Source organism: Paenibacillus sp. FA6 (genome assembly GCF_051550225.1).
Lineage (GTDB): Bacteria > Bacillota > Bacilli > Paenibacillales > Paenibacillaceae > Paenibacillus_AQ.
Window position 1 is genome coordinate 693480 of sequence record NZ_CP188820.1, and the last position, 15726, is coordinate 709205.

16 protein-coding genes and 1 pseudogene are annotated in these 15726 nt (G+C 39.4%); 9 read left to right on the forward strand and 8 right to left on the reverse strand.

Features of this window, described 5'->3' with window-relative positions; all coding sequences use genetic code 11:
* Positions 1–5 precede the first annotated feature (5 nt).
* Together ACP8HI_RS03130 and ACP8HI_RS03135 are read right to left on the reverse strand one after the other, a co-directional pair.
* A complete protein-coding gene (locus tag ACP8HI_RS03130) occupies positions 6–503 on the reverse strand; it encodes a hypothetical protein (RefSeq protein WP_438349684.1) in 498 nt (165 codons plus the stop codon).
* Between the two features lie 5 nt (positions 504–508).
* The gene (locus ACP8HI_RS03135; RefSeq protein ID WP_438349685.1) at positions 509–1726 is read right to left on the reverse strand and encodes a glycosyltransferase family 4 protein; all 1218 of its coding nucleotides are present in this window, start codon (positions 1724–1726) and stop codon (positions 509–511) included.
* 208 nt (positions 1727–1934) lie between these two features.
* Here ACP8HI_RS03135 and ACP8HI_RS03140 point away from each other — a divergent pair, with 208 nt between their 5' ends.
* Entirely contained in the window at positions 1935–2558 is a 624-nt protein-coding gene (locus ACP8HI_RS03140; RefSeq protein WP_438349686.1) for a DUF1796 family putative cysteine peptidase, read from the forward strand.
* Positions 2559–2580: 22 nt separating this feature from the next.
* Positions 2581–3567: an SDR family NAD(P)-dependent oxidoreductase gene (locus ACP8HI_RS03145; RefSeq protein ID WP_438349687.1), complete on the forward strand. Its 987-nt coding sequence runs from the start codon at positions 2581–2583 to the stop codon at positions 3565–3567.
* A gap of 111 nt (positions 3568–3678) precedes the next feature.
* Here the strand turns inward: ACP8HI_RS03145 and ACP8HI_RS03150 are convergent, their stop codons facing one another.
* On the reverse strand, positions 3679–4944 hold the full coding sequence (locus ACP8HI_RS03150) for a helix-turn-helix transcriptional regulator (protein ID WP_438349688.1): 1266 nt from the start codon (positions 4942–4944) through the stop codon (positions 3679–3681).
* 88 nt (positions 4945–5032) lie between these two features.
* Here ACP8HI_RS03150 and ACP8HI_RS03155 point away from each other — a divergent pair, with 88 nt between their 5' ends.
* The 6 genes from ACP8HI_RS03155 to ACP8HI_RS03180 all read left to right on the forward strand — a co-directional run bounded on the left by ACP8HI_RS03155 (position 5033) and on the right by ACP8HI_RS03180 (position 10863).
* Positions 5033–5377, forward strand: a complete 345-nt coding sequence (locus ACP8HI_RS03155) for a hypothetical protein (protein WP_438349689.1) — start codon at positions 5033–5035, stop codon at positions 5375–5377.
* A gap of 77 nt (positions 5378–5454) precedes the next feature.
* The gene (locus tag ACP8HI_RS03160; RefSeq protein WP_438349690.1) at positions 5455–6861 is read left to right on the forward strand and encodes an MFS transporter; all 1407 of its coding nucleotides are present in this window, start codon (positions 5455–5457) and stop codon (positions 6859–6861) included.
* Between the two features lie 28 nt (positions 6862–6889).
* Positions 6890–7777, forward strand: coding sequence for a sugar phosphate isomerase/epimerase family protein (locus ACP8HI_RS03165; protein ID WP_438349691.1), 888 nt, complete (start codon positions 6890–6892; stop codon positions 7775–7777).
* Positions 7778–7779: 2 nt separating this feature from the next.
* Complete coding sequence (locus ACP8HI_RS03170; protein ID WP_438349692.1) at positions 7780–8925, forward strand: Gfo/Idh/MocA family protein; 1146 nt, start codon at positions 7780–7782, stop codon at positions 8923–8925.
* A gap of 68 nt (positions 8926–8993) precedes the next feature.
* A complete protein-coding gene (locus ACP8HI_RS03175; protein WP_438349693.1) occupies positions 8994–9998 on the forward strand; it encodes a Gfo/Idh/MocA family protein in 1005 nt (334 codons plus the stop codon).
* 4 nt (positions 9999–10002) lie between these two features.
* Positions 10003–10863, forward strand: a complete 861-nt coding sequence (locus ACP8HI_RS03180) for a sugar phosphate isomerase/epimerase family protein (protein ID WP_438349694.1) — start codon at positions 10003–10005, stop codon at positions 10861–10863.
* 27 nt (positions 10864–10890) lie between these two features.
* Here ACP8HI_RS03180 and ACP8HI_RS03185 read toward each other — a convergent pair whose 3' ends face one another.
* From ACP8HI_RS03185 to ACP8HI_RS03195, 3 genes are read right to left on the reverse strand one after another with little or no spacing between them, the layout of a single operon-like run.
* Positions 10891–12054 carry an FAD-dependent monooxygenase gene (locus ACP8HI_RS03185; RefSeq protein ID WP_438349695.1) on the reverse strand — a complete coding sequence of 388 codons (1164 nt, stop codon included), beginning with the start codon at positions 12052–12054 and terminating at the stop codon, positions 10891–10893.
* Positions 12055–12069: 15 nt separating this feature from the next.
* Positions 12070–13158 (reverse strand): serine hydrolase domain-containing protein, encoded by a 1089-nt coding sequence (locus tag ACP8HI_RS03190; RefSeq protein WP_438349696.1) that lies wholly within the window; start codon positions 13156–13158, stop codon positions 12070–12072.
* Between the two features lie 28 nt (positions 13159–13186).
* Complete coding sequence (locus ACP8HI_RS03195) at positions 13187–13555, reverse strand: hypothetical protein (protein ID WP_438349697.1); 369 nt, start codon at positions 13553–13555, stop codon at positions 13187–13189.
* A 70-nt stretch (positions 13556–13625) separates the two neighbouring features.
* On the opposite strand from ACP8HI_RS03195, the pseudogene ACP8HI_RS03200 reads away from it, so the two are divergent.
* Positions 13626–13718, forward strand: a pseudogene (locus ACP8HI_RS03200) (terminase gpP N-terminus-related DNA-binding protein); the annotation flags it as partial.
* Between the two features lie 9 nt (positions 13719–13727).
* On the opposite strand, the gene ACP8HI_RS03205 reads toward ACP8HI_RS03200, so the two are convergent.
* Both ACP8HI_RS03205 and ACP8HI_RS03210 read right to left on the reverse strand, forming a co-directional pair.
* Positions 13728–14930, reverse strand: a complete 1203-nt coding sequence (locus ACP8HI_RS03205; RefSeq protein WP_438349698.1) for an MFS transporter — start codon at positions 14928–14930, stop codon at positions 13728–13730.
* Positions 14931–14954: 24 nt separating this feature from the next.
* Positions 14955–15536 carry a TetR/AcrR family transcriptional regulator gene (locus tag ACP8HI_RS03210; RefSeq protein WP_438349699.1) on the reverse strand — a complete coding sequence of 194 codons (582 nt, stop codon included), beginning with the start codon at positions 15534–15536 and terminating at the stop codon, positions 14955–14957.
* Positions 15537–15726 lie beyond the last annotated feature (190 nt).

Sequence of the window (15726 nt, forward strand, 5' to 3'; positions counted from 1 at the left end):
AGCTTTCATAATTTCGATTTCCTTTTTATTTTTTTCACGTTATCGGTGGATACGGAATCGGCTGAACGATAACCATTAAGCAATGTAGCAGTGATTAGTGCCCATTCCTTCTCATCGAATATATTGCCATGCTGGGATAAGGGACCGGTGGATAGAGTGTTATTGTAATCCGTAGGCATCGTTCTCAAGATCTCGACCGATGCTTGATCAGGGATAACATAATGATCAGGCAAGGAATCCTTAATTAGTGACCAAACAGAGCCATCTACGTAAATGCCGTACGTAGGCAGGGGGTTAGAAAATAAGGTTTTGTAATACTCGCCGTTCATATTCTGCAGAACATCGAGTGAGGCCTGATCAGGAATGGTATAACCTTTCGGGAGTCTTCCCACGGCAAGTGGCCAGACTCTGCTGTCAACAAGTACATCAAGGCTCTTTAGCGGCGAAAGAAACAGGAAATTATATGAATTTCCATCAACCTCATAAGTAGGTAACCTTTTCATATGCATTACTCCTGTCTTCTTTTCTGGATAGCGGTCTCATACAGATTAAGCAATTGTTCTGACATAGCATTCATCGGCCATTGCTTCATGGCAAACTGCTGAGCGGCTATTCCGAGTTCCGTCCGATAAGCATCATCTTTTAGTAACTTCCTCAAACTCTTCGCTAATGCATCAATATCCCCTACCGGAGTAATTAAACCTGTAACCTCATGCTCAATCATCTCAGGCAAACCACCAGCATTGCTGACAATCGCCGCTTTTCCTGCTATTTGTGCTTCAATTAAAGATATAGATTGATTTTCGATAAGGCTTGGTAATACAAAAATATCAGACTTGTGTAACAGTGCAGGAATATCGTTCCTTACCCCCAGAAACATAACATACTTCTCCAGATCAAGGTCTTGGCATTGTTTCAACAGTTCCTCTTTTTTCTCCCCTTCTCCGACAATCCAGCAAACCCAGTCTTTTCGTTTCTTCTTTAATTTACTAAGAGCGGATAAAAGAAAATGAATTCCCTTTAACTCTACCAATCGCCCCGTAAAGATGATTACCTTCTTGTCGGTAGGGCGGGCTATGTCGCTTCCCATATGCATCCGGTATAAAAATGTATCTACATCGAATCCATAAGGAAACACTTTCAGTTGTTCAGCGGGTACCTTATATTCACTTGTCAATATGTCATGCAGCCATTGGTTGGCAACATGAGTGACCTCAGCGGAAGTGGCTCCTGTATGTTCAATCGCATCATAATAAGCATGGGCCACAAAATCCGTTGGGTGTTGAATTTTTCTAATCTCATGAGCTACGCAACCGTGTAATGTGGCTACTAGAGCAGTTTTTGGATGACGAATTCGAGCTATGGCAGTGGTGGATATGACATCTTGCGTGTGAATCACATCATAGTCATTTACATTGAAATAAGCAGCAGCTAATTCAAACATATACCTTTGGAATTCAGCATAGTTGACAAGGGGGTTGGCATGAAGAACAGGATATGTTGTTAAATTTAACTTGGCTTTTAGCAACGGAAGCAGTTTGTCCTTTGAAAGTATTCGATTTTGGTTCTGCATATAAATAAAAGAATTTGTGGCGTCGTCCCCATTTCCGAGAATATCCACTTCATGCCCCATGGATTCCAGCTTAGCTTTAAGCTGCACCATAAAAGGCCATACCCCTCCAATATGCGGAATGGGCCAGTATGTTGCAAGCAGTATCTTCACCATTCATCTCTCCTTTGTCCTTGATATTAATTTTTTTATTATAGACTACAGCATATTGAGAAATAAGGAATAAGTTCGGGCGAAGTTATGGGCGAATAAGTCCAAAATTATAAAGATGGATGTTATTACCATTACTTGAGTCCAAGCATTTAGGTGTAAGAGTGAATTCAATAGAGTAGAAACCTTAGTAAACGAAAGGTGCTGAGAGATTATGAGACTAGCGGAGTTAAAAGGGGAGTACGATAGTATTTTCAGTTTGGGAGATCTTTGTCTGGCTTCCATTCAGCTTAAAAAAAACAACTTAAGGTTATTTTCCGGCGTGTTAGATTGGGTGGGATCGCCACAGTTGTCGGAAGTAAATAGGTTGTTGATGAATCGATTTACAGGTTTTATGGAACTGGATAACTTGAGGGTGGTCGGAGATGCAGGCGAAGAAATGCTGCTTGTATCGGAAGATGCTTATCATATTTTTTCCAACCATGATTTTACCAAAGCGAGCAATACTTACACCAACTTATCTGCCTATCCTGAGGTGAAACAAAAGTTTGACCGACGCATTCAGCGCTTTCTGGAGAAGATGGAAAGCTGTCAACGGATTCTTTTTGTCAGAACAGAAGGGAGCCTTCAGGATGTATATGACCTTCAAACGGTTTTAACGGGACTTGTAAAGCATGATTTTCGGATTCTTCTCATTAATCATGCTCCTGTAGGTGGAATTGTGGAATTAGACTGGCCGCTAGATAAAGTATGTGCCGTTCAATTCCCCAACGGAGAAAAATGGGTAGGTAACGATGAAATCTGGAAAACGATGCTTAAGGGGATTCACCATTTATAAAAAATAGGGGATGGGGAGAGATATGTTAACACAATCTAGTATTTTGGTTACCGGTGGAACGGGTTCTATTGGCTATGAACTGGTTACTCAGTTACTTTCGTATAATCCCAAAAAGATTGTCGTTTATACAAGGAATGAATCAGCACAAGTTGCGATGAAGCAGACCTTCAGCGATGCTAGATTGTCCTTTTGCATCGGTGACATCCGCGACAAGGAAGCGCTATTCAAAGCTTGCGAGGGCATCGATTACGTATTCCATCTAGCTGCGCTTAAGCACGTCCCCATTTGCGAGGAACAGCCTATCGAGGCTTTGAAGACCAATGTTGGGGGTACGCAAAATGTCATTGATGCTGCATTGCATAACGGGGTGAAAAAGGTTATTAACATGTCGACCGACAAGGCGGCGGATCCGAGCAACTTTTACGGTATGACGAAAGCAATTGGGGAAAAGATGATGGTTTTATCGAATAATTTGAATACAAAAACGAAAATGATTTGCGTAAGAGGCGGAAATATTCTAGGGACCAGCGGAAGTGTGCTTCATTTATTTATGAAGCAAATTCAAGAAAACAATCAAGTCGGTATTACGGATAAGAGGATGATCCGATTCTTCATGACGCTGCAAGAAGTCACCGGGCTTCTGCTTAAAGCCGCCATAGAAGGAAGAGGAGGTGAAGTTTTTATCATGGCAATGCCTGCGTGTAAAATCATTGAACTAGCTGAGGTACTGATCGAGATGTCCGGGAAGAAGAATGTAGGGATAAAGGAGAATGGCATTAGACCAGGTGAGAAACTTAACGAACTTCTCATTTCCGAATACGAAAGTCACAATGCGGTGCAATACAACGAACAATTAATTGTCATACTTCCTACAATCAAAAATTCTCAGTTAAATGAGTATTACTCCAATTATCCTTCGCTTAAGAACAAGACCTATTCTTCCAATGATGTTCTGATGACCAAGGAAGAAATAAGAAAAATGCTGATTAAGAGCGGATTTCTTTCCTGACAACAAGACAAATTCCAGTCGTGCGATTCTTTGCCTTCTACATTACAGCGCGTATCGATACTCCATCGGTGCGCGCTGTTTAAGTTTGGCTTTTAACTATTGATATTAGACTCAAGTTACTTTTCTATAAGTGGACGGAGTTATGCCTTCTAGCTTTTTAAATATTCGCGTAAAGTATCCGGCATCCTCATAACCAACATACCCAGCAACCATATCGATCGAGCGGAGATCTTTTTTCAAAAGTATCTTGGCTTCATCTACTCTCATCCTATTCTGGTAATCAGTTAATGTCATTCCTGTTTCTTTCTTGAATTGTCTCGATAGATGTGAAGGATGCACATGACATTCCTCGGATAGTTGTTGCAGGTCTAGCGGTTTACTGAAGTTAATCTTGATCTGTTGTATCGCTCGTTGTACTAATGGTGAATAACCAGAAACGGCGCAATTCTTTACTAAATCGCAATATTCTTCAGGCATAACATCAAGTAATAAATTGAGTGAATTGATCGTGTCAGAACGTTCAATTTGCTTGGAGAATTTCTCTGAAATGTGATGAAGGAAAAACGGATGAACTTTTCCTCTCTCGGCAGCTATACGAAAGATCGTATTTAGAACAACTAACATATTTTTTAATGCTCTTACTGGCTGATTCGGGAATCGTTCGGAAAAATCGTGCAAATGCTTTACCTCCGACATGGCCTCTTTTATTTTTATTTTATCCCCATTTTCGATCGCATGGACGATATCTTTCTCCAATTCGTAAATTAATTCGATCTTCTTAGTACTATGTTCATCGGGCTGTTGCAGAATATGCTGCATGTCCTTCGCATTTAATGGATCCAAGGTTTCTTGGGGTGAGTTTAGTATGCGATAGGGAGCCTGAAGAATAGAGCCAGCATGGTGCAGTATATTGACGATACTCTGAACTTTGGAATTGCTGATCAGTTTTAAACTCCGGACAAAATCCAGCATAACAGTCCGCTTACTCTGTTCTGTATGGAATAGCGCATTGATCGTATTTATATCAGGCATTTGCATCAGGAAAGGTCCTATAACCCAAGTGTTGGAAGTCTCCATCTCAAATTCGACTAATGTTGATAGATATGTCAGTCCCAGTGAGTTAGTGAACATATAGCATTGCTTAGAATCTTGCTTAGTATGCAGGCTAAGTAACTTGAAGTTTTCTTGTTGAAGTTTGAGTAAGAAATCCGGTAAATGATCACGCTCATGTGCTAATAGTACTGAACCGTCCTCTGTCAGTATGACAGTATTAGTATCGACTAAATGAAAAATGGATATGCTTGCGGATGTCGTGTGTAGATGCTGCACCATTAATGAATCAATCCCTTCAACGTTAATAGAGTCCTGAAAAGGCAATCCGCATCCTTCTCGAACCTCATAAATATGATTATACTCATTTTGTAAGCAGTTACAAAACGTAATGTGCGATAAGGAGTGAGCTGATATGTTGTATCCAATCATTACAGATTCCCGTGGAATCATTGAACTTAATGGTATTTGGAATTTCAAGTTGGATAAAGGTGAAGGATTTAATGAGAAATGGTACGAAAACGCCCGCTGTTGGTTTACATTTGAACTTTATGGCTACGATGCTCGGTGGCGGGGAAAAGAGAAATACGTGGAAATTATGATGACGGAGTACGGTGCAGATACGCTTGCTGGACTACATGATATAGACCCTGTCATGTTTACGGAAGAGTTTCAGGTTGAATATTTACGGGCCAATCATGAAGTGTTTGATGAATTTGATCACTTCATTGGCAAACGCTTACAAACTGTACACCATTGAATACAATTACTCCGAAATCAGGATACTGTATATATTTTCATCAAGAGAACTACAACCAAGTAACGGAGGGGAAAAATATGAGTCAAAATAGCAGTCTAAAAGGTGCTGAAACAATAGTAACAAACCAGGAAGTAAGAAAGTTTGGGATGAAAGATAAGCTTGGTTATTTGTTCGGTGATTTCGGGAATGATTTCTTCTTTATTCTAGTTAGTTCATTTTTAATGGTTTATTATACAGATGTATTCGGTATTAGTGCAGCTACTGTTGGGGTACTCTTCTTAGTTGCACGATTATGGGATGCTGTGGCGGATGTAACATGGGGGCGATTCATAGATACGCGGAAGGCTGGCAAACAAGGTAAATTTAAACCATGGATTTTCAGAATGTCTTTTCCACTTGTCATTTCAGGTGTATTAATGTTCGTACACATTCCAGGGATGTCAGATGGGTTTTATCTGGCGTACGCTTTTATCACATACATTGTATGGGGCACTTTATATAGTACAGTCAATATTCCTTACGGATCTATGGCCTCTGTTATTACGAGTGATTCGGAAGAACGTACATCTTTATCTTCTTTTAGAACGATGGGTGCCATGTTGGCATCGTTAATTATTTCTGTAACTGGGCCATTGATTTTGTTTGTAGACAATAAGGCAGTTGCGGACCGCTTTACATTAGGAGCCATTATTTTCGGTATTCTATCTATCTCTTGTTACATGGCGTGTTATAAATTATCTACTGAACGCGTTGTAATACCTGAATCTAAAGAGAAGAAATCTAATTTAAGTAAAACGGTCAAAGGTCTGCTGAGAAACAAACCGCTTATTTCCATTCTAATCGCATCGCTTATGTTTATGATGTGTAGCATGCTTTTGGGTGCAGTTAACGTGTATTTGTTTAAAGACTATTTCAATAACGCAGCAGCATTAAGTTTCGTAGGATTTATCCAGACCGCTGCGGTATTTATTGCCATTCCTCTAGCCAAACCTTTGGTACGTAAATATGGTAAGAAGGAAACAGCAGCAGTAGGGATGTTACTATCAAGTATTGTCTATGCTATTTTATTCTTCTTACCCAATTTAACCTCAATTCAATTTATTATTGTATCGGCTATTGGGATGTTTGGATATGCTTTCTTCAATATCGTCGTATGGGCGTTCGTAACAGATGTCATCGATTATCATGAATATTTAACAGGTTTACGAGAAGATGGAACCGTGTATTCTGTCTATTCATTTGCTCGAAAAGTGGGTCAAGCCATTGCTGGTGGTATCGGTGGATTTGCGATTGCTGCGGTTGGATATGATGCTACTCGTGAGGTACAGACACAAACTGCACTTAATGGAATTCATACATTGGCTACACTAATACCGGCAGTCATCTTTCTATTGATTTTCATTATTTTAGTATTCTTATATCCATTGACTAAGCAACGTTCAACGCAACTTAATACTGATTTAGCTAATAAAAGAAAAAACTAAATCCAGTATAAATGGAGGACAATCACAAATGAATAACGACTTGATGATTTCAGGTTTTTCAGATGAAATATCGTCTAATTTCGATATACAACTTGAAGTAGTATCAACGCTGGGAATGTACTACATTTCATTACGTGGTATTGATGGAAGAAACATTGGTGATTTTACGGTAGATGAGATTAAGGGGAATGTACTTCCTCGGCTTCAAAAATGGGCAATGGGTGTTTCTTCCATTGGATCGCCAATAGGTAAAGTGTTTATTAACGATGGTGATGGATTTGAAAAACAGAAACTGATGTTAGATACGCTTTGCCAAATAAGTCATGTATTAGATTGTAAATATATCCGTATATTCAGCTTTTATATTCCAAAGGGTGAAGAAGCAGAACGTTATACAGATGAAGTAATAAGCAAGCTCAAGACGTTAGCCGAGATTGCAGAGAAATATGACATTATTTTATTACATGAGAATGAGAAGGATATTTATGGCGATATCGCCAGCCGTTGTTACGAGATGTTGAAAGCGGTTAACTCAGCACATTTTAAAGCCATTTTCGATTTTGCTAACTTTGTACAGTGCGGTGAGGATACCCAAAAGTGTTACGATTTGCTCAAAGATGAAGTGGTATATATACACATCAAGGATGCAGTGACAACGAATAGCCAAAATGTTGTGTGTGGGACAGGTGAAGGGAAGATATCTGAAATTCTGGGTCAAGCGATTAATAATGGTTACAAAGGATTTTTAACGCTTGAACCACATCTAGTTCTATTTGATTCTTTAAAAGATCTAGAGCTAGAGGAAGCGACAGAAGTTATTAAGGATAACAAAGGTCTTGATGGAGCAAGCGGATATAAGCTTCAATATGAGTCTTTATTAAAAATGGTTAAACAAATTGAAAGTGAGGCGAAATGATAATGAAAACAGTGAGATTAGGAATTATTGGATTAGGTACACAAGGTGGAACTTATGCTGGTTTCATAGCAGAAGGAAAAGTTGAAAACATGGTAATCGGAGCTATTTGTGATATTGATCCAGCTAAAAAGGAAGTGAGTGCTGATAAATACCCAGATGTACCTTTCTATAATAACTATATTGATTTGCTTGAGAGCGGTCATGTGGACGCCATTGTGACCACTGTTCCACACTACCTTCACCCCGAGATGGGAATTGAAGCATTGCGAAGAGACATTCATGCATTGCTAGAAAAACCAGCGGGTGTTTACACGAAACAGGTTCGAGAATTAAATGAATTCGCAGCATCCAAACCGGAATTGACATTCGCTATTTTCTTCAATCAGAGAACAAATCCACTTTATCAAAAGGTGAAACAGCTTATTGATGATGGTGAAATTGGTAATATCCGTCGTACCAACTGGATGATTACAACATGGTGGAGACCACAAGCTTACTACGATCAAAGTGCATGGAGAGCGACATGGGGCGGAGAAGGCGGTGGTGTACTTGTAAACCAAGCACCACATCAAATTGATTTGCTTCAATGGATATGTGGTATGCCTAAAAGGGTATATTCCAATGTGAAATATGGCTATCAAAGAAATATCGTTGTTGAAGATGAAGTGACGACAATTTTGGATTACGGCAATGGTGCAACGGGTGTATTTATTACCTGTACACATGACATTATAGGTACGGACCGTTTTGAAATATTAGGTGATAAGGGAAAAATCGTTGTGGATGATAGTAAGAAAGTTACCATCAAACGACTTGTAAAACCTGAGCCTGAAATGAACGCTTCGATGAGCTGGGCAGATGCTATGAAAGTTTTCATGGGCGGAGATCTAGGTGAAATATACAGTGAAGAAGTGCTTGAATTTGACAGTGTATGGGGTGCTCAACATATCGCTGTGTTGGAGAACTTCGCAGCCAATATTGTAGAAGGCAAACCGTTACTTGCACCAGGTAGTGATGGAATTAATGGCGTAGCATTGGCGAACGCAATCCATCTATCTAGCTGGTTAGGGAAAGAAGTAGAGCTTCCAATTGATGAAGAGTTGTATTTAGTGGAGTTAAACAAAAAAATTGAAGAAGAATCAAAATAGTTAAATAAGACTTGAATGGACTCATAGCTGGGTTAGGTTATGGGTTCGTTGTCAAAGGAGATGAGCTTATGTTAAAAGTGGCCGTTATTGGACTTGGGGATGTTTCTGCTATTCATCTAACAGCTATACAGGCTAATTCAAATGTTGAATTGGTAGCGATATGTGATATTGATGAAACAAGAAAGTCGATGGTTCCTCAGACGAAGTTTTATACGGATTATAACGAGATGCTTGATAATGAAGCTATAGATTGTGTGCATATTTGTTTACCCCATTATCTTCATTACCCCGTAACACGGGCTTGTGTTGAGAAGGGTGTCCATGTATTTCAAGAAAAACCTTTAGCATTGAATGAAGAAGAAGGATTGGCTCTATTAAAAATAGAGGAAGAGCATAAGGATATTAAAATATGCTTATGCATGCAAAATCGGTTCAATGAATCTTTTGAAAAGTTACAAGAAATCGTTAACAGCGGACAGAATGGAAAGATTATCGGTATTAAGGGATTAGTAACGTGGTTCAGACCGAAAGACTACTATAAGCTTAAGCCTTGGCGGGGTACGATGGCGGAAGCTGGCGGTGGTGTGATGATTAATCAATCGATTCATACGTTAGATTTAATGCAATTGCTTGGTGGACCAATCAAAGGAATTAGAGGATCCCTTGATAATCTATTGGATTATGGAATTGAGGTTGAAGATACAGCAACAGCGCATATTAAGTTTGAAAATGGTGCCAAAGGGCTGTTTTTTGCAACGAACTCTAATTTTGGGAATTCAAGCGTAGAGTTGCAGGTCGTATTTGAGAATGAAAAGTTTACTATTAAAGATAGCACTCTAACTAGGGTAAATGAGAACGGTAAGAAAGAAAAGATGGTTGAGGATGCCAAGCTCCCTGGTGCTAAGTTCTACTATGGGGCAAGCCATATGAGGCTAATTAACCATTTCTATTCTTGTATAGAATCTGATTCTCAGGATTATGTCCATGTGAAGGATGCACTAACATCGATTCAAATGATTGACGCGATTCGTAAATCATCAGAATTAAAAACCGAAATGAAAATGGGAGGTTAATCTTATGAAAAAAGGAAAAATTGGCGTTCAAATGATGATGCTTAAAGGAAAGGTAGAAGAGATTGGCGTCTACGAGACGATGAAAACAATACATGAGCTTGGCTATCATGCTGTAGAGGTATCTCAAATTCCAATGACGGCAGAAAACGTAGCTGAGTTAAAGAGAGCGAGTATAGATTTCAATATCAAAATTGCTGCTCTTTCTGCCGGGTTAGAGCCCATGTTGCCGGGCGCGCCTGGGGAGACTTTGACAGATGATTTCGAAAAAATTGTGAATGATTGCGAAATATTAGATTGTAATTTCTTGCGTATCGGTATGATGCCGTTGAATGTCATGGGTGATAAAGACCGAATCATGGATTTCATTGGAAAGTGTGAAGTGATGGCAGAAAGATTAGCTGAGCATGGAATTGAATTATATTATCATACTCATCATCTTGAGTTCCAGAAATATGACGGTGAATATTTATTGGATATGATAAAAAATAACACTTCCAAGCTCGGTTTTGAATTAGATGTCCACTGGATTCAAAGAGCGGGTGAGAATCCAGTAGAGTTTGTTAAGAAATACAAAGGTCGGATTTCTCTATTACACTTGAAGGATTACCGAATAGGACAAATGGATTTAAGTGAAGTAGATTTTAAAGATATGGCTAAATTCATGAGTATCTTCACGAATACGATTGAATTTGCAGAAGTTGGTGAAGGTAATCTTGATATGCCAGCCATTATTGAAGCTGGTCTTGAAAGTGGTGCACAGTATTTCTTAGTTGAGCAAGACGATGTGTACGGACGTGATCCATTTGATTGTTTGTCAACATCTGCGGACAACTTGAGAAAGATGGGTTACGCCGATTGGTTCTAAATTGAAGGGAGTCTGTTGCGATGAACACTATAATAACCCATCCAACTTGACGCGATAAAGATAGTCCAATTGCCGTTCCATGAGGATGTCGGGTAATAAAGGAAATAGCATATTTCTGAGTGATACAGACATCCGTCCGTCAAGTTGGGCGATCTTGCCGATGCGATTGGACATTCTAGTAATCTTACCCGTACGCTGGACGCGTTCGCGATTATAAAGTTGTAGAGCAGCGTCTACACTGGGAGTAGATTTTAAGTGTCCGGCCAAAATAACAGCATCCTCGATGGCTTGTCCTGCTCCTTGTCCCATGTTCGGAGTTGTTGCATGGGCCGCATCGCCGAGAAGCACAACACGTCCATAGGAGTAGCGAGATAGTGGGGACAGGTACATGATATCATGATGTAGTAGTTGTTCGTTCTCAGAAAGTTCTAGTATTTGAGGAATCGGTTTATGATATTTCCGAAATGTTCTTTCCAAATCAGAAACCGTATAGTTAGCAAACTGTGGATCAGCTTCGTGAGCATTCAGGCAAGCGAACCAGTATATCTGATTATTGGCTAGTGGAACGATCCCGAAACGTCCCTGTCTACCCCATGATTCTGTAAACACGTTAGGATCATAACTAACGGGTTGAGAATCGAAATGAAGTATAGAGCGCCAGCATGTGTATCCCGCGTACTGCGGGATAGAATTTGGTAGAACCCCCCTCCTGATAGAGGAACCAATTCCGTCAGCTGCGATCAGCAGGTCTCCTTCTTCTTGCGATCCGTCCTCGAACCATACCGTAACGCCGGATGCATGCTGTTCGAATCCTTTATAAGTTTTACCACAATGTACGGGTTGCTCTATTCCTAATTCTTTCATAAGAATGTTTAGAAGCGTTGCTCGGCTAATGGTTACATTGTCGGGTCCGTATTTTCCACTTACGGCCGTGGTCTCCGTAACACTTAACTGTTTACCGGTATCTGTCATGATCTGTATGCTTTGCAGAAGCTTCCCGGCTTGAAGTACTTCGTCGCCTACACCAAGTACCTGTAACGCGCGCACAGCGTTTGCACCTATTCCAAGACCTGCACCTCCTAACGACACTTCTGATCTTTTTTCAAAAACGGTCGCTTGTACGCCAATCTTGCGTAGGGCAAGAGCAACACATAATCCGCCAATACCTGCTCCAATAACGATTACCTTCATGAATTAGAGTCTCCTTTAATCACATTTTGAGAGCTTATCAATGATTTGAAGCATCAACCGTATTCCTTTTCTATTGTAACGAAAGTGATTTAAACTTCCTATTAGATATGTATCCATGTCCGGATGGTAAAACAGAAACGTTCCTGTTGATCCGGCATTTCCCCACATATTATATTTCTGTGGCATGAATAAGGGGATGGTTTTGAAATTCATTATTCCATAACCATAATCAATACCTATGAAGAATTTCGCCCAATCCTTCTTCATATTTGCAAGAGTGTCTTCTTTAACAATTTCATCATGTACTAGTGCTTTCATGAATTTAAGTAAATCCTCATTTGTGGACACAATACCACCTCCGGCATAACTAATACTAAGACTTTGGTAGTCTGTCATATTGATATTTCGTCCATATAAATGAGCCATAGGGAATTCGCTTGGTATTGTAGGTTCAGAACGGAGAATTAAATATGAATGGTTCATCTCAAGCGGTTCAAAAATGACATGACGAAGGACATCGTGCAAGGATTTTGAAGTTATTTGCTCAATGATTAATCCTAATAGATTATAGCCTGTATCTGAATAATGAAATCCTTTACCTGGTGGGAAATGTGATTGCAGATGCTCTTTAGACCATTGAATGGCTTCTTGCGGTGTCCAGAAACGAGAGGGATCATCAAACAGCATATCGAGCATAGATTTACCTTGTTTAGGCTTATCTTCTAGAAAACAATTTAGACCTGAGGTGTGATTCAATAAGTGCTTTATTTGGATATCATGTGTATAATCTTTTCCTTTGAATATATGTAGATTCCGCAATAGGTCTTGGTCGAAATAGGAGGAGAGGGTATCTTCATAGGATATCAGTTTCTTTTCCACTAAAAGACCAATGAGGACCGCTGTAAATAGCTTACCAATGCTGGCGATGAAAAAGGGCTGTTGTGCATTTGCGGCCAGACTACCCGTTGAACCTTCTGCTATATTCATGTGAATACCGAGCTTATCAGAATGAACTAACATATAAGCATTATATATTTTAGGGTCTTTGTGGACTGTATTCCTAAAAAGGTTTGCAATTAAGGATTGTGCGTTGTCCTTCTCCATTTAAGCATCACTCCCATATTGAATGATATTAATCCAATCTTTGGATCTTGAGGGAGCGGGCACCAGCAATGATATCTTTGCCCGTGCGTTCCATCATCGCAATTAACTTCTCCTCATCAAATACTTCTGGAAGCAATCCATTGACGTCCATTACGGATAAACCCATTTGGAATATTTGCATTTTCAACAGAATTCCCATGAGATCCTCGTCTGTAAAGTCATGCATTTCAGGATCAAGTCTCATTTGATCCAGAATGTTACCCACTTGGGGTTGAACATCATTCAAATAAGTATGGTTATTCATGATTAAGTCATTAAAAAGAACACTATACTCTCGAGCAAACTTTAGACTGGCTATGCCTATATTCAGAAATGGATTTGGGTTGTATTGTGTCATTAGCATCTCCCTGTTCATTTTTAATGGATCTCATGATATATAACTAATAAAATATACCGTTTTATAACTTTACTATTTCGAGGGGTACTCGGTAAAAGAAATTTCAGCGATGTTAGGGTACAAAGAAGGCTGCCGAGAATTTCTCGACAGCCTTAGCAGGTGATTCCTCAACTTATTGTGCCAAGATACTAGCTGATTGTTGTTCTTTCCACATCATTGTAATTACAAGACCAATAAACATAATGACAGCAGCAAAGAGATACGGATAGTTGATGTTTACATCAAATAATATACCGGCTAATGCGGGCCCGACGATATTGCCCAAACTTGTATATGTTGAGTTCATTCCAGCGATAAATCCTTGTTCTTTTTCGGCAGTTCTTGATAAATAGGTCGTTAATGCTGGGCGTAGCAAGTCAAATGCGAGAAAGATGAAGCAAGTTATTAGCAAAATGGTTAAATAGCTAGAGACCATGGTGGATGCTACCGCTAATACTACGCCAGCAATTAAGCATATCTGGATGAGTTTCTTTTCACCGAGTTTATCTACCATTTTACCAAACATAAAGACCTGAACGATAACCCCGAAGATTGCGCTTATTGTAATAATGGTAGCAATATCTTGTGGAGTGAATCCAAATTTATGATCAGAATACAGACTAAATACAGTTTCATATGCTGATAAACCAAAGGCCAGTACAAACACAATAATAAAGGCAATAATGTATAGTGGCTGAAGTGATCGTTTGAGATCACTTACCAAGTTTGTCTCTTTTTTAAGCCGACTGATTTCCAAAAGCTGCTGTTTGGATAGTGGCTCTTTTAGAATAAATAACGATGAAATACATGTTATTAATGCGAAGCCAGCAGCAAAGTAGAATGGGGCACGCACACCTAGCTCAGCAATAAAGCCTCCAATACCTGGTCCAATAATAAAACCGGTACTAATGGCGGCAGAAATATAGCCCATCGCTTTCGGTCTTTCCTCTACTGAGGTAATATCTGCAACAAAGGCAGTTACGGCTGGCATAATAAATGCACCACTAATGCCTCCTAGAATTCTGGAAAAATAAAGAACGGATATATGTGTACCTAAACCAAAGATGATCTCCGATATACTGAAGAGGAATAAGCCGATTATGATCATTTTCTTTCTACCATAAGTGTCAATCCATCGTCCTGCGAGGGGGGACATAAGTAATTGTGCGAACGCAAAGGCCGCCATAAGATACCCCATCGATTGGCCTGATAAATGCATCATATTCATAAAGGATGGCATCACAGGGACGATAAGTCCGACTCCTAGAAAAACAATGAATATATTACTTAATAGAATGAGTAAAACTGTTTTTTGTTCTTTCAATGGTTTCTTCATGAAGAAATACCTCTCTCTGCAAAATTATTGCTGTGTAATACCTCTCCAAAACACGGTCCATGAGGCATTTAGTTTATCGTTTAAACGTTGTTCATTATTTCCATAAGCAAGCTCTAGCATGATCGAATCAACTATACCTAAGAAGGCAAGAGTAGGTACGGAGGCTGTATCTTCCATGATGGCTTTGGCATCGATCCATTCTTGAAATTTGCTTTCTAGTACGGTTTGAATCTTTTCTTCCGTGTCGATTACTTCCTCACTAATCGCTATTGCAAGATGGAGAGGTGGAAAAAAAGACATACGTAGCCAAAATTTTAACTGTTCGCTCTGTTGAAACAAATCAATGACCAATTGCAGATATCCTAATAAATCTGCTTTGGGATTAAGGGTATCCACTTTACTCAAATAATGTAGTATCGATGAGATCTCTGCCTCTTTAGCATCATGTAAAACTTGTAGAAATAGATCATCTTTCCCTTTGAAATGAGCATAGAGAGACTGTTTTCTCATACCGACTTGCTCGGCAATTTGAGACAGAGATGCTCCCTCATACCCATGAATTGTGAAAAATTTTAAAGCGACGTCTTTAATCTCTTTACGTTTCAATCGAATCACCTCTATTATTAACGAACGTTCGTCAGTTATTCTAACAAATTTAATCTTTTTATACAAATGTAAATTTAAACATGATTGTGGAAATAATCAAAAGCTACTGGATACGATTCGAGCGATTTATACAGGCTGTAACTGAAGTTTTATTACTGTCTACTTTTTTGAGGGAAGGTCAGAACGAATG